Annotated in this window: 14 protein-coding genes; 3 read left to right on the top strand and 11 right to left on the bottom strand. The window is 72.3% G+C overall.

The window, feature by feature from the left end; genetic code table 11:
- The first annotated feature begins 96 nt into the window (after positions 1-96).
- Together ACZ7OU_RS21285 and ACZ7OU_RS21280 are read left to right on the top strand one after the other, a co-directional pair.
- Positions 97-1,185 carry an FAD-dependent oxidoreductase gene (locus ACZ7OU_RS21285; RefSeq protein ID WP_470256335.1) on the top strand — a complete coding sequence of 363 codons (1,089 nt, stop codon included), beginning with the start codon at positions 97-99 and terminating at the stop codon, positions 1,183-1,185.
- A 291-nt stretch (positions 1,186-1,476) separates the two neighbouring features.
- Positions 1,477-2,676, top strand: coding sequence for a sensor histidine kinase (locus ACZ7OU_RS21280; RefSeq protein WP_470238355.1), 1,200 nt, complete (start codon positions 1,477-1,479; stop codon positions 2,674-2,676).
- A 235-nt stretch (positions 2,677-2,911) separates the two neighbouring features.
- Here the strand turns inward: ACZ7OU_RS21280 and ACZ7OU_RS21275 are convergent, their stop codons facing one another.
- From ACZ7OU_RS21275 to ACZ7OU_RS21250, 6 genes are all read right to left on the bottom strand, one after another.
- Positions 2,912-3,256, bottom strand: a complete 345-nt coding sequence (locus ACZ7OU_RS21275) for an RNA polymerase-binding protein RbpA (protein WP_086671261.1) — start codon at positions 3,254-3,256, stop codon at positions 2,912-2,914.
- 107 nt (positions 3,257-3,363) lie between these two features.
- Positions 3,364-3,594, bottom strand: coding sequence for a preprotein translocase subunit SecG (gene secG, locus ACZ7OU_RS21270; RefSeq protein ID WP_086845181.1), 231 nt, complete (start codon positions 3,592-3,594; stop codon positions 3,364-3,366).
- A gap of 127 nt (positions 3,595-3,721) precedes the next feature.
- Positions 3,722-4,507 carry a triose-phosphate isomerase gene (gene tpiA / locus ACZ7OU_RS21265; protein ID WP_470238356.1) on the bottom strand — a complete coding sequence of 262 codons (786 nt, stop codon included), beginning with the start codon at positions 4,505-4,507 and terminating at the stop codon, positions 3,722-3,724.
- Positions 4,507-5,721, bottom strand: a complete 1,215-nt coding sequence (locus ACZ7OU_RS21260; RefSeq protein ID WP_470238357.1) for a phosphoglycerate kinase — start codon at positions 5,719-5,721, stop codon at positions 4,507-4,509. Before ACZ7OU_RS21260 ends, tpiA begins: the two co-directional genes overlap by 1 nt.
- Before the next feature lie 4 nt (positions 5,722-5,725).
- Positions 5,726-6,730 (bottom strand): type I glyceraldehyde-3-phosphate dehydrogenase, encoded by a 1,005-nt coding sequence (gene gap, locus ACZ7OU_RS21255; RefSeq protein ID WP_155542488.1) that lies wholly within the window; start codon positions 6,728-6,730, stop codon positions 5,726-5,728.
- Positions 6,731-7,128: 398 nt separating this feature from the next.
- Entirely contained in the window at positions 7,129-8,307 is a 1,179-nt protein-coding gene (locus ACZ7OU_RS21250) for a winged helix DNA-binding domain-containing protein (protein ID WP_470238358.1), read from the bottom strand.
- Positions 8,308-8,378: 71 nt separating this feature from the next.
- Here ACZ7OU_RS21250 and ACZ7OU_RS21245 point away from each other — a divergent pair, with 71 nt between their 5' ends.
- Entirely contained in the window at positions 8,379-9,023 is a 645-nt protein-coding gene (locus tag ACZ7OU_RS21245) for a LysE family translocator (protein ID WP_470238359.1), read from the top strand.
- Here ACZ7OU_RS21245 and ACZ7OU_RS21240 read toward each other — a convergent pair.
- Genes ACZ7OU_RS21240 through ACZ7OU_RS21220 form a run of 5 tightly spaced genes read right to left on the bottom strand, consistent with a single transcriptional unit; the run spans position 9,004 to position 16,869 of the window.
- Positions 9,004-9,330 carry an ArsR/SmtB family transcription factor gene (locus ACZ7OU_RS21240; protein ID WP_470238360.1) on the bottom strand — a complete coding sequence of 109 codons (327 nt, stop codon included), beginning with the start codon at positions 9,328-9,330 and terminating at the stop codon, positions 9,004-9,006. The two genes, ACZ7OU_RS21245 and ACZ7OU_RS21240, sit on opposite strands and share 20 nt — an antisense overlap.
- Positions 9,327-10,115 (bottom strand): TIGR03620 family F420-dependent LLM class oxidoreductase, encoded by a 789-nt coding sequence (locus ACZ7OU_RS21235; RefSeq protein WP_470256334.1) that lies wholly within the window; start codon positions 10,113-10,115, stop codon positions 9,327-9,329. The genes ACZ7OU_RS21240 and ACZ7OU_RS21235 overlap by 4 nt, the downstream gene beginning before the upstream one ends.
- 37 nt (positions 10,116-10,152) lie before the next feature.
- Entirely contained in the window at positions 10,153-14,607 is a 4,455-nt protein-coding gene (locus tag ACZ7OU_RS21230) for a coiled-coil domain-containing protein (protein ID WP_470256333.1), read from the bottom strand.
- A gap of 10 nt (positions 14,608-14,617) precedes the next feature.
- Positions 14,618-15,418 (bottom strand): hypothetical protein, encoded by an 801-nt coding sequence (locus ACZ7OU_RS21225; protein WP_470238363.1) that lies wholly within the window; start codon positions 15,416-15,418, stop codon positions 14,618-14,620.
- A complete protein-coding gene (locus tag ACZ7OU_RS21220; protein ID WP_470257638.1) occupies positions 15,418-16,869 on the bottom strand; it encodes a hypothetical protein in 1,452 nt (483 codons plus the stop codon). The genes ACZ7OU_RS21225 and ACZ7OU_RS21220 overlap by 1 nt, the downstream gene beginning before the upstream one ends.
- Positions 16,870-16,933: the final 64 nt, after the last annotated feature.

Genomic DNA, 16,933 nt, shown 5'->3' with positions numbered 1-16,933 from the left:
TTCAAAAGTTTAGTCGTTGCACTTTTTGTGTCACTGTGCTTTTCTGGCTTCAGGCCGCCGGACGAACCGGGGGCACCGAACTTCCAGGGGGAAGTCATGAACTCCATCGCCATCGTCGGCGCCGGCCTGGGCGGACTCGCCTGTGCCCGCGTCCTCCAGCTCCACGGCCTCGACGTCACCGTCTTCGAACAGGAGGCCTCGGCTGGCGCCCGGGCCCAGGGCGGCACGCTCGACCTGCACGGCGACACCGGCCAGGTCGCCCTCCGCACCGCCGGCCTGCACGACGGGTTCCGCCGGCTCGCCCGTCCCGAAGGCCAGCAGATGCGCGCGCTCGACCCGCTGAGCGCCGAAGTCGTCATGGACGAGGTCCCCGATGAGGGCGACGACTTCCGTCCCGAGATCGACCGCGGCCAGCTCCGCGGGCTCCTCCTCGAGTCACTCTCCCCCGGCACCGTCCGCTGGGGGCGCCCGATCACCGAGGTCGCCCCCGGCCGCATGACGTTCGGCGACGGCAGCGCGGCGGACTTCGACCTGGTCGTCGGCGCGGACGGCGCGTGGTCCCGCGTCCGCCGGACCCTCACCGGCGTCCGGCCCGAGTACAGCGGCGTGACGTTCGTCGAGCTCGGCCTCGACGACGCCGACCGCCGTCACCCGGCACTGGCGGCGCTGACCGGCCAGGGCACGATGATGACGAAGATCGACGGGAAGGCGCTCGTCGCCCAGCGCAACAGCAACGGCCACATCCGCTGCTACGCGATGTTCTACGCGCCCGAAGACTGGGCGGCCGGCCTCGACTTCGCCGACACCTCGGCGGTGCGCGCGCACCTGCTGGAGCGCTTCGCCGGTTGGCACCCGAGCCTGCTCCGGTTCCTGCACGACGTCGACGGCGGGTTCACGCACCGCCCGCTGCACGTCCTCCCGGTGCCGCACGCCTGGACCCACACGCCCGGGCTCACGCTGCTCGGCGACGCCGCGCACCTGATGCCACCGCTGGGCGTCGGCGCGAACCTGGCCCTGCTGGACGGCACCGAGCTCGCCACCGCGCTGGCGACCGCGGCGAGCGTCGACGAAGCCGTCCGGACGTACGAGGCCGGGATGCTGCCGCGGTCGATCGAGACGGCGAAGGCGTGCGCCACCGGCCTGCACGACCTGCTCAGCGACGACCTCAGGTCGATGGCGGCGTGACGGCCTACCGCCGGGCGGCCACACGTGGGTAACATGATTCCCACGATGTGGTCGTCCCGGTACACAATGGGGAGCAGGTCTCCCACTCTCGGTAGCGCCCCTCCGCGGCTTTCGCCCGGACGGAGCAGCCGACTGCGGAATTCGGACGCCGGAACTCCGGCAACGGGTGAAACTTACCGTCTTTCTACGCGACCTCGTTAGCATCCGCACATTTGTCCGTTGCTGCGCGTCCCGATCGGGCCCTGAGCGCCTCTCACCATCAAGTCCACAAGACGAATGGGGTCGCCAGCGATGAGTACAGAGGGACTCTCGATTCCAGGCATCTCGATCGCCGGCTCGGGGCCATCGGCCGCCGAGCGGGTGCGCAAGCGCGGACTGAGCCTGTTCGGCTCGGTGCCCCGGCCCGCCGTGGTCACGTTCGCCATCGAGGCGGCCGCGGTCATCCTGGCCGTGCTCGACGTCTGGCTGGTGATCCCCGAGAAGGCCCAGCCCTACTCGATCTGGCTGTCCGGCGCCGCGTGCCTCGCGGTGGTGTTCCGCCGGAAGTTCCCGTTCCTCGCCGTGCTCGTCGCGGTCCCCGGCTTCCTGGCCGGCTGGGCGCAGCTCGCGTCGATGATCACGCTCGGCATGCTCGCCACCCGCCGCCAGCTGCACTGGCAGGTGTGGGTCGGCGCGGCGCTGGTGTGGTGCTGCCGGTTCGTGCAGTGGCCGCTGGAGGACTTCGCCGAGCTCAGCTGGCGCGAGCACATCCTCGACGGCATCTACGGCGTGCTCGTCGCGGGCATGCCGATCGCGATCGGCCTGCTCATCGGAGCGCGGGCCGAGGTTTCGAACAAGCTCGCCGAGCTGGCCACGAGCCGCGACCGCGAGCGCCGCTTCCACGCCGACGCCGTCCGCGCCGAGGAGCGCGCGAGGCTGGCGCGCGAGATGCACGACGTCGTCTCGCACCAGATCACGCTGATCGCGATGCAGGCCGGAGCGCTGCAGGCCCAGACGGCCGACAACCACGCGCAGGAGACCGCGCAGGTCATCCGCACGCTGTCGAAGCGAACGCTGGAGGAGCTGCGGTCGTTGCTGAGCGTGCTGCGAGCGGGCGCGGACGACGACGGCCCCCGCCCCGGCATCAACGACCTCGACCGGCTGATCCGGACGTCGGAGGTCCCGGTGCACCTGTCGGTGGAGCACCTGCCGGAGGCCCTGCCGAACCAGGTGTCGGCGGCGGCGTACCGCACGGTCCAGGAGTGCCTGACGAACGTCCACAAACACGCCCCGGGCGCGACGGCGACGATCCGCATCCAGGGTGAGCACGGAGCACTCAAGATCGAGGTCCGCAACGAGCGCGCCCGCCGGGCGGGCGAGGTGCTGCCCTCGGGCGGGCACGGGCTGACGGGGCTGGCGGAGCGTGCTCGCCTGCTGGGCGGGAGCTTCGAGACGTCCGGCATGGAGGACGGCGGGTTCCGGGTGCGGGCCCGGTACCCGCTGGATCGCTGAGGGCGGCCTTCCGGCCCCCGGTATCCATTTTACCGGCGGGGGCTGACGATTTCGGATTTGTAGGAGCCGCGAACGGCGGTTTCCGGGCCGTAGCGGTCTGGAAACAGCCGTTCGCGGCTTTCTTGGCGCTGAATTGTCGGTGCCCGCCGGTAGCGTGGAAATCGGGGGCGGCCGCCGCCCGGGCGCGCGAAAAGCCACCCCGAGGGCTCCCGGGGTGGCTTTTGGCCTACTTCGCCTAGATGATCTCCCGGCGCTGGCGCAGGCGCTCGAGGGCTTCGGCCAGGATGGCCTCGCCGTCGGCGTCGCTGCGTCGCTCCTTCACGTACGCCAGGTGGGTCTTGTAGGGCTCGGTCCGCGGTGCGGCCGGCGGGTTCTTCTCGTCCTGCCCGCCCGGGAGTCCGCAGCGGGGGCAGTCCCACTCGTCGGGGATCTCCGCGTCGAGCGCGAACGACGGCCGGGCTTCGTGGCCGTTGGCGCACCAGTAGCCGACCCGGCGCCGCGGCGCCGATTCACCTCGCTCGGATTCGCCCGTAGGACCGGCACCCACCCGGGTGCCTCGAATCGCGTTACCGCCAACCATGAATCCTCACACCTAGGAATCGGCGGCGCGCCCCCCAATAGGCACGCCGAATCGCTGCGCCCTGCCGTCGTGACCCGGTCGCGATCGACGGCGAGGCGCCGGACGCCTCACACCTTGAGCAGCAGACCCAGGCCCACGATGCTGATCAGCCACACCGCGCCCAGGAGCAGGGTGATCCGGTCGAGGTTCTTCTCGGCCACGCTCGACCCGGCCAGGCTGGACTGCATCCCGCCGCCGAACAGCGACGACAGGCCACCGCCCCGGCCCCGGTGCAGCAGCACCGCGACCACCAGGAAGACGCTGGTGACGATCAACAGGATTTGCAGGAACAGCTTCATGTCATCCTCTGGGCTCTAGGAGAATGCAGGGGTACGGCATGGTCGTTTCCGACCTCCACCGTACCCCTGGACTCGTCCACTGCTGTGTGACGGACCGGATACACAGGTTACCCGGTCGTGGCCTCGATCAGGGCAGCGGCCCGCCTGCGGCGAGTGCACAGAGTTTCGTGAACTCCTCGCCGTCGAGGCTCGCTCCGCCGACCAGGGCACCGTCGATGTTCTCGCAGCCCACCAGCTCGCTGATGTTGCCCGACTTCACCGATCCCCCGTAGAGCACCCGGACGGACGAAGCGACGTCGTCGCCGTACTTCTCCAGGAGGGTGGCCCGGATGGCCTTGCAGACCTCTTCGGCGTCGGCCGAGGAGGCGACCTTGCCGGTGCCGATCGCCCAGACCGGCTCGTACGCGACCACCACGTCCTTGACCTGCTCGGCCTTGAGGCCCTTCAGGCCGTCGATCAGCTGCGTCGTGGTGTGGTGGATGTGCTCGCCGGCCTCGCGGACCTCGAGCTTCTCCCCGATGCAGAGGATCGGCGTGATGCCGTGCTTGAGCGCGGCCTTGACCTTCTTGTTGACCAGCTCGTCGGTCTCGGCGTGGTACTCGCGCCGCTCCGAGTGCCCGACGGCGACGAACTTGCAGCCCAGCTTCGCCAGCATCAGGCCCGAGATGTCCCCGGTGTAGGCGCCGGAGTCGTGCGGCGAGAGGTCTTGCGCGCCGTAGGTGAGCGACAGCTTGTCGCCGTCGACCAGAGTCTGCACGCTGCGGATGTCGGTGAACGGCGGCAGCACCGCCACGTCGACCTTCGCGTAGTACTTCTCCGGCAGCGCGAAGGCGATCTTCTGGACGAGCGCGATCGCCTCGAGGTGGTTCAGGTTCATCTTCCAGTTGCCGGCGATGAACGGCTTGCGTGCCACTAGTTCTTCTCCTCCAGGGCCACGACGCCCGGCAGTTCCTTGCCTTCGAGGTACTCCAGCGAGGCACCGCCGCCGGTGGAGATGTGCGAGAAGCCGTCTTCGGGCAGGCCGAGCTGACGAACGGCCGCCGCGGAGTCGCCGCCGCCGACGACGGTGAACGCGTCGCTCTTGACCAGGGCTTCGGCGACGGCACGGGTGCCACCGGAGAACGCCTCGAACTCGAACACGCCCATCGGGCCGTTCCAGAACACGGTCTTGGCGTCGGCCAGCTTGCTCGCGAACAGCTCGCGCGAGCGCGGGCCGATGTCGAGACCCTGGCGGTCGGCCGGGATGGCGGTGGCGTCGACGACCTCGTGCTCGGCGTCGGCCGCGAACTCGGTGGCGGCCAGGACGTCGACCGGCAGGACCAGTTCGACGCCGCGCTTCTCCGCCTCGGCGAGGAAGCCCTTCACCTGGTCGAGCTGGTCGGCCTGCAGCAGCGACTGGCCGACCTCGTGGCCCTGGGCCTTGAGGAAGGTGTACGCCATGCCGCCGCCGACGAGCAGCCGGTCGACCTTGGTCAGCAGGTTCGCGATGACGCCGAGCTTGTCGGACACCTTCGCGCCGCCGAGCACGACCACGTAGGGCCGCTGCACGTCGTCGGTCAGCTTCTTCAGCACGTCCAGCTCGGCCAGCACCAGGCCGCCCGCGTACGCCGGGAGCACCGAAGCCACTTCGTAGACCGAGGCCTGCTTGCGGTGGACGACGCCGAAGCCGTCGGAGACGAACGCGCCGCCCGGGACGAGCGCGCCCAGCTCGGCGGCCAGCTCGGAGCGGTCCACGGCGTCCTTGCTGGTCTCGCGCGCGTCGAAACGCACGTTCTCCAGCAGGACGACACCGCCGTCGGCGAGGCCGGCGGTCAGTGCCTTCGCGGACTCGCCGACCAGGTCACCGGCCAGCGCGACCTCGGCGCCGAGCAGCTCGGAAAGCCGCTTGGCGACGGGCGCGAGGCTGTACTTCGGGTCCGGCTCGCCCTTGGGGCGGCCGAGGTGCGCGGTGACGACGACCTTCGCGCCCGCGCCGGCGAGCTTCTTGATCGTCGGCAGCGCGGCGCGGACCCGGCCGTCGTCGGTGATGCGGTCCCCGTCGAGCGGGACGTTCAGGTCGGAACGCACGAGTACGTACCGGCCCTGAACGCCCTCGCCCAGCAGGTCGTCGAGGTTCTTGACGCTCATCGGGTCAGGAGAGCTTCGAACCGATGAGCTTGGCCAGGTCGGCGAGGCGGTTGGAGTAGCCCCACTCGTTGTCGTACCAGCCGACGACCTTGACCTGGTTGCCGATGACCTTGGTCAGCGGCGCGTCGTAGATGCAGGACGCCGGGTCGGTGACGATGTCCGAGGAGACGATCGGGTCGTCGCTGTAGCGCAGGATGCCGGCCAGCGGGCCGTCGGCGGCGGCCTTGTAGGCGGCGTTGATCTCCTCGACCGTGGCGGCCTTGGAGAGCGTCACGGTGAGGTCGGTGGCCGAGCCGGTCGGGATCGGGACCCGCAGCGCGTAGCCGTCCAGCTTGCCCTGCAGCTCCGGCAGGACGAGGCCGATGGCCTTGGCGGCGCCGGTCGAGGTCGGGACGACGTTCACGGCGGCGGCCCGGGCGCGGCGCAGGTCCTTGTGCGGGGCGTCCTGCAGGTTCTGGTCCTGCGTGTAGGCGTGGACCGTGGTCATCAGGCCCTGCTCGATGCCGAAGGCGTCGTGGAGGACCTTGGCCAGCGGGCCGAGGCAGTTGGTGGTGCAGGAGGCGTTCGAGATGATGACCTGCGAGCCGTCGTACTTGTCGTCGTTGACGCCGAGGACGACGGTCAGGTCCTCGCCCTTGGCGGGCGCGGAGATGATGACCTTCTTCGCCCCGCCGGCGATGTGCGCCTTGGCGGCGTCGGCGTTGGTGAAGAAGCCGGTCGACTCGAGGACGACGTCCACGCCCAGGTCGCCCCAGGGCAGGTTGGCCGGGTCGCGCTCGGCGAGGGCCTTGATGGTCTTGCCGTCCACGACGATGCCCTCGTCGCTGACGCTGACCTCACCCGGGAACCGGCCCAGGATGGAGTCGTACTTCAGCAGGTGGGCCATGGTGGCGACGTCGCCGAGGTCGTTGAAGGCGACGACCTCGATGTCGTGGCCGCTGGCCTGCACGGCGCGGAAGAAGTTGCGGCCGATGCGGCCGAAGCCGTTGACACCTACGCGAACGGTCACTGCTGCCACTCCTCTGAGGATCGGCCGGGAGTCCCGGCCGTGACTTGCGGGCTCGCGGCAACCCTAGCGTGCGGGCATGCGCGTCCCTGACTGCCCTGACGAGACTTCCACCACTTGGCGAACGGGTCAAGAATCGATTAAGAAGCCGGGGTGGGCGAGCTGGGGTTTCCGGGGCGGACCACGGCGGACCAGTCCGGGTCGGCGGTCCGGCGAGTGGAACCGGTTCCGGCTGGCCGCACGGGGTGCGAGGACTCGGGCCGGAGCATGGACCACAGGAGCCTTGACCGGTTCAGATGGCGACTCGCCGAAAGACGGGAAATGGCGAATCCGGAGCGGGCCCGGCCCGGCTCCGGGACGGGCGTGAGGTCGATGACTCGACCGATCCAGCTCTCGCCGCTTCACCCGGTCAGCTCCCGCTCCAGCGGCGTCCGGAACCGCGGCACCGCCCGGACCTCGCCGTACCACCCGGCGCAGCGGTCCGCCGCCGCCTCGACCAGGCCCGAAGCCTCGCTCCCCACGTCCTCCAGCAGCCGGAACGCGATCTCGCCCGACGCGCGCTGCGCCCAGCCGCCCACGACGCGACCGTCCAGCCAGACCGTCGGGCCGATGTTGCCGCTGCGGTCGAACAGCGCCGGCCGGTGCGGGCCGAGGAACCAGTCGCGGTCCTGCCAGCCCATCGGGGTCGGGTCGAGCGCCGGCAGGAACGCCACCCACGGCGGCGGCTCCGGCACCGGCTCGAGGTCGTCCGGCAACGCCACGCCCGCGACGCCGTCGAGGTCGACCTCCACCGGGTCCAGGACCGCCAGCGCCTTCTTCGTCTGGCCCGCGGTCCAGCCCGTCCACCAGCGCAGGTCCGTGACCGGCGCCGGGCCGTACGCGCGCAGCCAGCGCCGCGCCAGTTCCACCCGCGCCGCCTCCGCGTCCCAGACCGGCAGCCCCGGCACCCACTCGTCCAGGGGGTGCCAGACGTACTGGGTGCTGATCCAGCTCCCCCGCGGCCGACCGCGCGCGATCCGGCCGCCGGCCGCCAGCAGGAACAACACCCGGCTGGTGACGTTCCCGATCGCCTCGTACGGCTTCCCCGCCGCCATCAGCAGCTGCTGCCGCAACCGCGGCTCGTCCTCGCTGAGCTGTTGCGCCGTCGCCGAGCCGCGGGCCCGCAGCGCCGCCTCGACCGACGCTTCGACGTCCGCCAGCCACTTCCCCGGCTCCGGCACGTTCTCCGGGTGGCCCTGCCGCCCCAGGTGCTGCTCCAGCAGCTTCCGCTGCTTGACCTCGATGTCCGCGGAACAGCCGGCCTGCACGAGCGCCGCGGTGTCCAGTCCGGTGACGAATACCGTGCGGCGCATCCCGAGCAGCCGTAGCAGGGTGCGGTCTTCGTACAACGCCCGTTCCACGGCGGCGATCCCCGGTGACGCGAGCCGCGCGCACGCCGAAAGGTGGACCGTCGCCGGGTCGGTGGCGTGCAGGGCGACCACCCCCGCCACGACGTCGGAAACCGTGGCCGCGGGCGCGGCCAGGTGGTGCCGGACCGCGAGGCGGGCCCGGCGCTGCTGGGTGCTGATGTCGAGAGGCACCCGGCTTTGATACCACCGGGCACCGACAAAAACGCCTGGTCGCCAGGCCGGGGCCCGTTTACGCTCGCGGCATGGTCTCCGGTGCCCACTTCGCGGCCTTCGCCGCTCTGACGTTCCTCATGGTCGTCGTCCCCGGCCCGAGCGTGCTCTTCACCATCAGCCGCGCGCTCACAGTCGGCCGCCGCGACGCGCTGCTCACCGTCGCGGGCAACTCCGTGGGCGTCTACACGCAGGTCGTCGCGGTCGCGTTCGGCCTCGGCGCGCTCGTGACGACGTCGGCCGCGGTGTTCACCGCGATCAAGATCGCCGGCGCGATCTACCTCGTGTACCTGGGCATCCAGGCGTTCCGGCACCGGCGGAAGCTGTCCGACGCCATGGCCGCGAAGGTGCCGACCACGCCCGGTCGCGTCCTGACCGTGCTGCGCGACGGGTTCGTCGTCGGCTTCGCGAACCCGAAGTCGATCGTGTTCCTCGCCGCGCTGCTCCCCCAGTTCGTCGACCCGGCAGCCGGGTCCGTGCCGGTCCAGATGCTGCTGCTGGGCCTGTGCCTGCCGGCGATCGCGCTGGCCACCGACACCGCGTGGGCGCTGGTGGCGGGCACCGCCCGGGCGTGGTTCGCCCGCTCGCCGAAGCGCCTCGAAATGGTCGGCGGTACCGGCGGCCTGGTCATGATCGGCCTCGGCACCACGCTGGCCTTCACCGGCCGGGGTGACTGAACACCAGGTCCAGCAACCCCGGGAAGGCCGCGTCGAACTCCGGGCGCCGCAAGCGGTTCAGCCGCCGCGGGCCCGCGTCGCGCTGCTCGATCAGGCCCGCCGCGCGCAGCACCCCGAAGTGGTGGCTGAGCGTCGCCTTCGCCACCGGCAGGTCGAACGTGCCGCACGCCTTCGTCCACTCCGGCACCTCGGCGAGCTCACGCAGGATGCTGCGGCGCACGGGATCGGCGACCGCGGCGAGGGCGTCCTGCAGGGACACCTCCGCCGGGACGCCGTGCGTGAGCCCGCGCGCCCGCGCCGTGGTCACCGCAGGGCCTCCGCCAGCGCCGGCCACCACTCGCGGGGCAGGTCACCGGCCGGGACGACGACCTGGTCCGCGCCCGCCGCCCGGTACTCGCGCAGCCGGGCCACGACCGCGTCGAGGTCGCCGCGCACGGTGAGCCCGTCGACGAGCCGGTCGGAGAGCTCCGTGATGTCGGCGTCGGTGAAGCCCATCCGGCGGAAGTTGTTCGCGTAGCCCGGCATCCCGGCCAGGAACCGCAGCGAACCCTCGCGGGCGCGGTCGCGGGTCGCGGCGGCGTCGGTACCCGGGACGACGCTCAGCAGCACCACGAGCTGCTTGCCGGCGCCGAGGATCTCGCGCGCCGAAGCGACGTAGTCCGTCGTAACCAGGAACGGGTACGCCCCGGACGCGCGGTCCCGCGAGAGTTCCAGCATCTTCGGGCCCAGCGCCGAAAGGATGCGGTCGGCCGCGGGGACGGTGTCGTCCAGCTCGTCGAGGTAGTCGTTCAGCGTGGCCAGCGGACGCGGGCCGTGCGCGCCGCCGAGGCCGACGACGAACCGCCCGGCCGGCAGGTCCGCGTACGCACGGGCGACGTCGGCGGCGGGTACCCGGTCGACCGGCAGGATGCCGCTCGCGACCGGGATCTTCGCCGTCCCGTGGATCACGTCGGCGATCAGCGGCAGGTTGCTGCCCTGCCCGCCCGGCAGCCACAGCGTGGCGTACCCCAGCTCCTCCAGCTCGGCGGCGACCGTGACGGTCTCCGGCCCGGTCGTGCCCACCGTGGCGCCCAGCGCCCCCAGGTTCGTCATGCGCCCGGCAACCACGGAACCGCGGAAGTTGTTCCCGTCACGCCGTTTGTTCGTCCTCAGCGGAATCGTCCTCGGCCGGCTTGCTGAACATCCGCGTCGCCGACAGCCGCGCGACGCCGTCCGGGTCGCCCAGGTCGTCGAGGGAGTTGCGGATCGTCGAGTCCACCGAGAGGTACTTGCGGCCGGCCCGCAGGTCGGCGTCGTTGCGCAGCCGCACGATCAGCGGGAACTCCGACAGCGCGCCCGCGTCGAACAGGCCCGTCGTGTAGATGAGCTGCACGCCCAGCGCCTCGGCCACCGCCCGCTGCAGCTCCAGCAGGTACCCGGCGGACGCGCGGCCGATCGGGTTGTCCAGGAACAGCACGCCGGAGTGCCGGTTGCGGGCCTTGCCGCGGTTGTTGGCGCGCAGCGCGGCCAGCGTGCAGTAGAGGATGATCGCCGCGGTCAGCTGCTGGCCGCCGGAGAACACGTCCCGGATCTCCGAGACGCGCTGGCGTTCGGTCCGCAGCACCGAGTCCGGCTTGAGCATGTCGACGCGGAACCCCTTGGGCGCCGCGGCCCGGACTCCGCGCAGCACCAGGGAAAGCCCGTCGCGCTTGACGTCCCGGCCGTCGGCGGTCTTGCCGACGGCGGCCTCGTCGACGACCTCGCCGAGCTTCTCGACGAGCGCGTTGTCCTCCAGCTCGGTGAAGCGGATGCGGAGGAACTCCTGCCCGGACCAGTCGCCGAGGCCGTCGGGCAGCCGGGACACGCGCTGGGCCGAGCGCAACGTCCGGAGCGCGCCGTCGACCATGCCCTGCAGGCGCGTGATGATGCCGCCGCGGTGCCGGTCGATCTGCGCGAGGTCGTCGGTGAGCGACCGCAGCCGCGGCCGCAGCGCTTCGGCCCACTCGGCGGCGTGCGCGGGCAGCTGGTCGCGCTTGACCGAGATGACCTGCTGACGCACCGGCGTGCTCAGCTTCTCGAACCGCTTCTCCGTCGCGTACTGCGCGAGCTGGTCGGCGGCCGCGCGCACGCGCCGGTCCCCCACGTCGGCGGCCTCCTGGGCCTCGGCGAAGGTGGCGTTGAGGCGGCCGTGCTGGGCACGGGCGGTCTCGACGTCGCCGTCGTACGCCGCCGCGTTCGTGTCGGTGACCAGGTGGGCCATCGACTCCGCGAGCAGGGAGAAGCCCGACGCGGAACTGCGGGCCGACTCCAGCGTCGCTTCGGCCGCCGCCCGGCGTTCCTGCAGCTCTTCCCACTTCCGCGCGGCCACGGACACCTCCAGGCCGGCCGCGTCGATCAGCTCCAGGCCGTGCTCGATGTCGCGCGGCTTCTCGCCGGTGACGCCGTTCTGCAGCGGCAGCACGTCCAGCTCGGCTCGCCGCGTCGAGACGAGCCCGATGGCCTCGGTCCGCTCGTCCTCCAGCCCGTCGACGACGCGGCGGGCGCGGGCCAACGCGGCCGCGCGGGCCGAAGCGTCGGAGCCGTCCGGCGTCTCCAGCAGCTCGGCGGCACGGACGCGGACGGCCTCGTCGAGGGACTCGACGGCCGACCCCGCGGCGGCTTCGGCCGACTCGGCCTGCTCCAGCTCGGCCCGCAGGTCGCTGCCGACCTCGACCTTCGCGTACGACTCGGACGCCGACAGGTAGGTCCGGCGCAGGGCGTCGACCGGCTCGGCCGGCACCGGGCCGTCGGCCGCTTCGGCCGCGCCCGGGACCTCGGCCAGCTCAGCACGGGCGGTCGTCGCGGTGCGGCGGTGGCCGTCGGCGGTGCGCTGCTCCTCCCCCGCCTGCTCACGCAGCCGCGCGGCCTTGCCCGCGGCGTCGGCGGCCTGCAGGTCGGCGCGCTCGGCGACCTCGGTGGCGCGCTCGACGTCTTCGGACCATTCGGCGATCCGCGCGCTGCGGGTGCCCAGCTCCCCGAGCCGTCGCGCCTTCTCCTCGGCCTCGGCCGCGGCGGCCCGCAGCTCCGGGACGCGCTCCCGCAGCGACGCGGCTTTTTCGCTCAGCCGCGCGAACTCCGCGTCGGCCTGCTCGAGCGCGGTGCGCGCGGTCTCGCGGGCGGTCCGGGCCGCCTGGGCCTGCTCGGCCAGGGTCGCGACGGCGCCGGGCGGGTAGTCCTCGCGCCAGGTGGTGAGCTTCCACGTCAAGGCGCCGTCCGCCGACAGCTTGGCGGAGAGGGCTTCCAGGCGCCGTTGCCGCTCGGTGTGCCGCCGCGCCACGGCTTCCCGCTCGGCGTCGGCGGCTTCTTCGTCGTACATCGCGGGGTTCGGCGGCACGAGGAACTCGACGCCGGGCGCGGCGGGCACCTCGGCGAGCAGTGCCTCGGTGGTGCCGACGGCGATGATCGCGCTCGGCAGCAGCCGCCGCGTCGTCAGGACCTCACGGGCCCGGTCCGCGTGCGCGGCGTCGTTCAGGAGCACGCCGGACACCAGCTGCGGCAGGCTTTCCAGAACTTCGGAGCGCCGGGCAGCGTCCAGTTTGGACAGATAGCGCCAGCCGGACCACGCGGTGATCCCGGCTTCTTCCAGGGCGTCCAGGGCGGCCTGGACGTCCTCCGGCGGCGGCAGCAGCCCGCCGGACCCCAGCGCGGCGAGGGCCCGCTCGTCGGCGGACTCCTCCATCCGCAGCGCGGTCTGCTCCTTCTCGACGGACGCGCTCGCCTCGCGCAGCCGTTCCAGCAGCACCGGCAGATCGCTCTCCAACGCGACGTCGTCGGCGCCGAGCAGCTCGACCAGCCGGCCCTCGGCGGCGAGCGCGTCGGTGCGACGGTGGGCGCGGTCGAGGTCCTCGGTGGCGCGCTCGAAGCGATCCTGGGTGGTGCCGGCCAGCTGGTGCGCCTCGTTGACGGCCCGTTGCGCCGCTTGGAGATCCGTCGCGACGCGGTCCAGCTCCTGCTCGCGCCGGGTCAGCTCGGCGGACGTCGATTCGGCGGCGCTCCGGGCGGCTCGTGCGGCCTCGGCGACGTCGGCGCCCGACGGCAGCAGCCCGGCGCGGACGGCGTTCTGGACCTCTTCGCGCAGCTCGGTGATCCGCGCGGTCAGCCCGCGGGCCTCGGCCCGCCGTCCGGCCGCGAGGTTGGCGGCCTCGTCGCGTTCGGTCTGGGCCTTCTCCGCCTCGGCGCGCAACGCGCCCGCGTGCGCCTCGGCCTTGTCGGCCTGGCGCTGGGCGTCCTGCGCCAGCGAGTGCAACCCGCGAGCCAGTGCGGACGCCGCGTCGTTGCGCGCCTGCAGGGCCGGACGCGCCTTCTCTTCCCGGCTGCCGACGAGCTCACGCAGGTCCTTCGCCTTGCGCGCCGAGTTCAGCTGGTCGAGGACCCGCGCGGTCTCACGCCAGGCCTCCGCCTCGGTCTTCGCCGAAGCGAGTTCGGCGTCGACGCGCTTGCGGGCCTCCTGGGCCTCGTCCAGGCGCAGCACGGCGACGAGCCGGCGCAGCTCCGTGACGCCCGCGGCGAGCCGCCGGTGGTCGCCCTCGGCGAGCTTCTCCGCGGACTTGACCTCGGTGACGTGCTCCTCGAGCCCGGACAGCCGCGCGTTTTCCAGCTCGTTGCGCGCGACCACCCGGCCGGCGAGCGACGCCATGTCGGCCTTGGCGGACTCGGCGATCTTCCGCGACTCCGCGGCGACACCTTCTTCGGCGGCCAGCGGGCCCAGCAGGTCCAGGGCACCGGCGACGAAATCGCGCTCGGACAACAGATCCCCGCGCTGCGCCAGGTTGTGCGAGTACGTCGAGACGACTTCGGCGAGGTCCTTCGGCTCGTCCTCGGAGATCACCGCGCGCAGCAGGAAGTCGACGAACGCGTCGTCGGTGCCGAAGGCGAACGCGTCCGCCGCTTCCCCTTCGCCGGCGTTCATCGCACGCTGGTAGCGGAACAGCTCGGTGTCGAGACCGAGGCTGTCGAGCCGGCCGGTCCACTCGTGGTGGCGGCGCGTCCAGGACAGTTCCAGCTCGGGCTCGGCCAGCTGGGCGCCGGCGAGCTTGTCGTGGAAGCCGGACATGGTGAGCAGCCGGCCGTCCTGGGTCATCGGCAGGGAGTCGAGCCCCAGCGCGGCGGTCGGGCGGAAGCAGTACCAGGAGTCGGCGAGGTTCTCGGAGTCGGCGGACACGACGTGCCCGCGCCATTCGGAGACCTTGCCGGTGATGATCCGGTGACCGCTCTCGACGTGCAGCCACTCCAGCACGACGTGCGAGACGTCCTTGGCGGCGACGAACTTCTCGAGCACCTTGGTGCTGGTGGTGCCGACGACCTGGCGGCGGCCGGGCAGCATGACCGAGAAGATCAGCTTGATGAGGACGGACTTGCCGCCGCCGTTCTCGAGGAACAGCACGCTGGCCGGCGAGGGGCGGCGCAGCTCGGCCGGGCCGGTCGCGTGGATGCCGGCGCTGAACAGCGCGTCCTGCTGGGGCGCGGTGATCTTGGCGCCGACGCCGCTGAAGTCGAGGACGACGTCCTGGTAGCGGGCACCCGACGGGCCCACCGAGTGCAGGCGGACCCGCGAAAGCTCGTACATCGATTCCCCTCTAGAGCGTGTCGGAGGACGCCGCGCGCAGCGTGCCCCCGGCGTTCGCGACGGCCACGACGTCCAGGGACAGGAGGTCGTCGAAGGCGGCGTCGGCGGCGAGTTCGCGGACCTGGATCTGGTAGCGCGGGGTGGTCCGGTAGGTGCCGCCCTGTTCGTCGCTCACCGGGACCAGGAAGCCCTGCTCGGCCAGGAACCGCAGGGCGCGCGACACCATGCCGCGGGTGGTGTCGGCGGCGAGGCGGCCGTCCTTGGTGGCCGCCGCCGCGGGACGGCGGGTGTAGGCGCGCCAGGCCTGTTCGAGCTCGGGCGCGTCGGCCAGCGGGTCGTTGTTGGCCTCGGCCGCCGCGGCGCGTTCGTCGAGCATGCGGGCGGCTTCGCGGACCATCGCGTCGACCTGCTCGACGCTGACGCGGCCGATGTAGGTGTCGTTGGCGAGGTCGTCCGGGCGCGGGTAGCCGAGCGCGGCGGTGGCGAGGTGGATCAGGCCGTGCAGCACCTTCTCCGTCTCGCGGCGCTCGCGGATCTTGGCCTGGCGGGCGTAGGAGTCCATCTTGATCTCGAAGACGGACTCGTCGGTGGCCGCGAGGACCGCGCCGGCCTGCTGGTTGACCTCCAGGACCATCAGGCCGAGCCCGGCCGCGACGGCGTGGGTGAGCGCCTTGAACGCGTTGTCCTCGCCGTAGCGGCGCACGAGGTCGCCGTAGACGACGTCACGCGCGGGAAGCTGCTTCGGCCGCATGCCGAAGGCGACCAGCCGGGCCGCGGCCTCGGCGTCCACGCTGCTGTGGGACAGCGCCATTACGCGACTTCCTCTTCTTCGTCTGCACGCTCTACGGCGGCGGTGGACAGGAGCAGGTCGGCGCCGCCGAAGTCCGGGTCGTCGAGCAGGGTGCCGTCGTCGACGGCCAGCAGGACCTGCCGGTCGCCCTGGCGCCGGGCCGCGCCGACCCCGGGACTGTAGGCGTGCACCGCGCGCAGCGCGACCAGGGCGGCGAGCCCGGGCTGGCGGCTGCGGCGGGCCTCGTCGAGCAGGCCGGACAGGCGCCGCGGCACCTCGGGCAGGTCGAGCAGCTCGTCGGCCCGGCGCCAGACGTCGTCGCCGAACTTGTCGGTGATGTCGGCGGGCATGAGTTCGGGCTCGGGGATCTCGCCGACGAGCTGGTCGCGTTCGGGCGCGGGACGCAGGAGCAGCGAAACCAGGGACGACAGCGACGGCACGACCGGCGGGGAAATGCCCGCGACGGCGTGGAAGAAGTGCTCGACCGGCGCGACGGCGTCGGCCAGCGGCAGCCCGAGCGTCGGCACCAGGAGCTGGCCGAACAGGTCGAGCGTCGCGCGCTGGGGCGGGCCGGAGAACTGCTGGCGGTCCTGCTCGGCGCGGAACACCGCGCCCGCGTCGGCCAGCCGGGACTGCAGCCGGGTGTGCCGGCGGATGCAGTCGCCGACGATGTCGACGAGCTCGGCCGCGCGGCGCTTGCGGTCGAGGTCCTCGGTCTCGTCGCGGGCGGTGGTGATGTTCTTGAGGATGGCGTTCTCGGCGCGGAAGCGGGCCTCGATGTGCGACAGCGCGCTGTCGAGCAGCTCCGGGACCTCGCGCTCCCAGTCGACCGACCGGACGTCGCGGCGGGTCGCGTCGAGCTTCGCGCGCAGCGTCTCGCCGTACTGGACGGTCCGGTAGCGGGCCTGCTCGGCGGCCAGCTTGGCGTCGGCGAGGCGACCGCGCGCGATGAGGTTCTCGAGCTTGACCTCGGCGGCGATCTGCGCCGACTCGACGTCGGTGTCCAGCGCCCCGACCAGGACGTTGATGGCCTCGTCGGTGGCACGCAGGTAGACCTCGCCGTCGCGGGCGGCCAGCTCGACGAGCAGCTTGAAGTCGAACTGGCGCCGCTGGTAGCCGCCCGGGCCCATCGAGCCGTAGACGCGCCGGAAGCCGCGGTCGGTGGTGCCGACGTTGATCAGGTTGTCGAGGACCCACTTGGCCACGCGGACGTGCTCCTCGGGCATCCGCGACGGCGCCTGGGCCGCGATGAACGGCAGCAGCCGGTCGATGACCTCGTCGTGGCCGGCGCCGGTGTCGAAGTCCATCGCGATGGTGACCTGGTCGATCGTGTGCAGCGCGATCTCGGCCATCTGGTAGATCGTGGCGTCGGCCCAGTCGAGCTTCGCCTTCCGCGCGTCCAGGTCGTGCAACGGCGCGGTGCAGGCCAGCGCCTTGAGGCGGCGCGTCAGCCCCTCGTCGGCCAGACCCATCGCGGCCCTGTCGTCGTCTCGCACAGCAGGCCAGGCTAGTCGGCCACCCTCTGCACACGCGCGG

This window comes from Amycolatopsis sp. NPDC114505 (assembly GCF_055633615.1).
Note: the sequence above shows the minus strand (reverse complement) of the source record. Positions and strands in the feature narration are given on the sequence as shown.

Bases quoted from the DNA above. Each gene is read 5' to 3' on its own strand.
- ACZ7OU_RS21285 (WP_470256335.1), top strand. From the start codon at position 97: ATGAACTCCATCGCCATCGTCGGCGCCGGCCTGGGCGGACTCGCCTGT.
- ACZ7OU_RS21280 (WP_470238355.1), top strand. From the start codon at position 1,477: ATGAGTACAGAGGGACTCTCGATTCCAGGCATCTCGATCGCCGGCTCG.
- ACZ7OU_RS21275 (WP_086671261.1), bottom strand. From the start codon at position 3,256: ATGGTTGGCGGTAACGCGATTCGAGGCACCCGGGTGGGTGCCGGTCCT.
- secG (WP_086845181.1), bottom strand. From the start codon at position 3,594: ATGAAGCTGTTCCTGCAAATCCTGTTGATCGTCACCAGCGTCTTCCTG.
- ACZ7OU_RS21260 (WP_470238357.1), bottom strand. From the start codon at position 5,721: ATGAGCGTCAAGAACCTCGACGACCTGCTGGGCGAGGGCGTTCAGGGC.
- ACZ7OU_RS21245 (WP_470238359.1), top strand. From the start codon at position 8,379: ATGGTCTCCGGTGCCCACTTCGCGGCCTTCGCCGCTCTGACGTTCCTC.
- ACZ7OU_RS21235 (WP_470256334.1), bottom strand. From the start codon at position 10,115: ATGACGAACCTGGGGGCGCTGGGCGCCACGGTGGGCACGACCGGGCCG.
- ACZ7OU_RS21230 (WP_470256333.1), bottom strand. From the start codon at position 14,607: ATGTACGAGCTTTCGCGGGTCCGCCTGCACTCGGTGGGCCCGTCGGGT.
- ACZ7OU_RS21225 (WP_470238363.1), bottom strand. From the start codon at position 15,418: ATGGCGCTGTCCCACAGCAGCGTGGACGCCGAGGCCGCGGCCCGGCTG.
- ACZ7OU_RS21220 (WP_470257638.1), bottom strand. From the start codon at position 16,869: ATGGGTCTGGCCGACGAGGGGCTGACGCGCCGCCTCAAGGCGCTGGCC.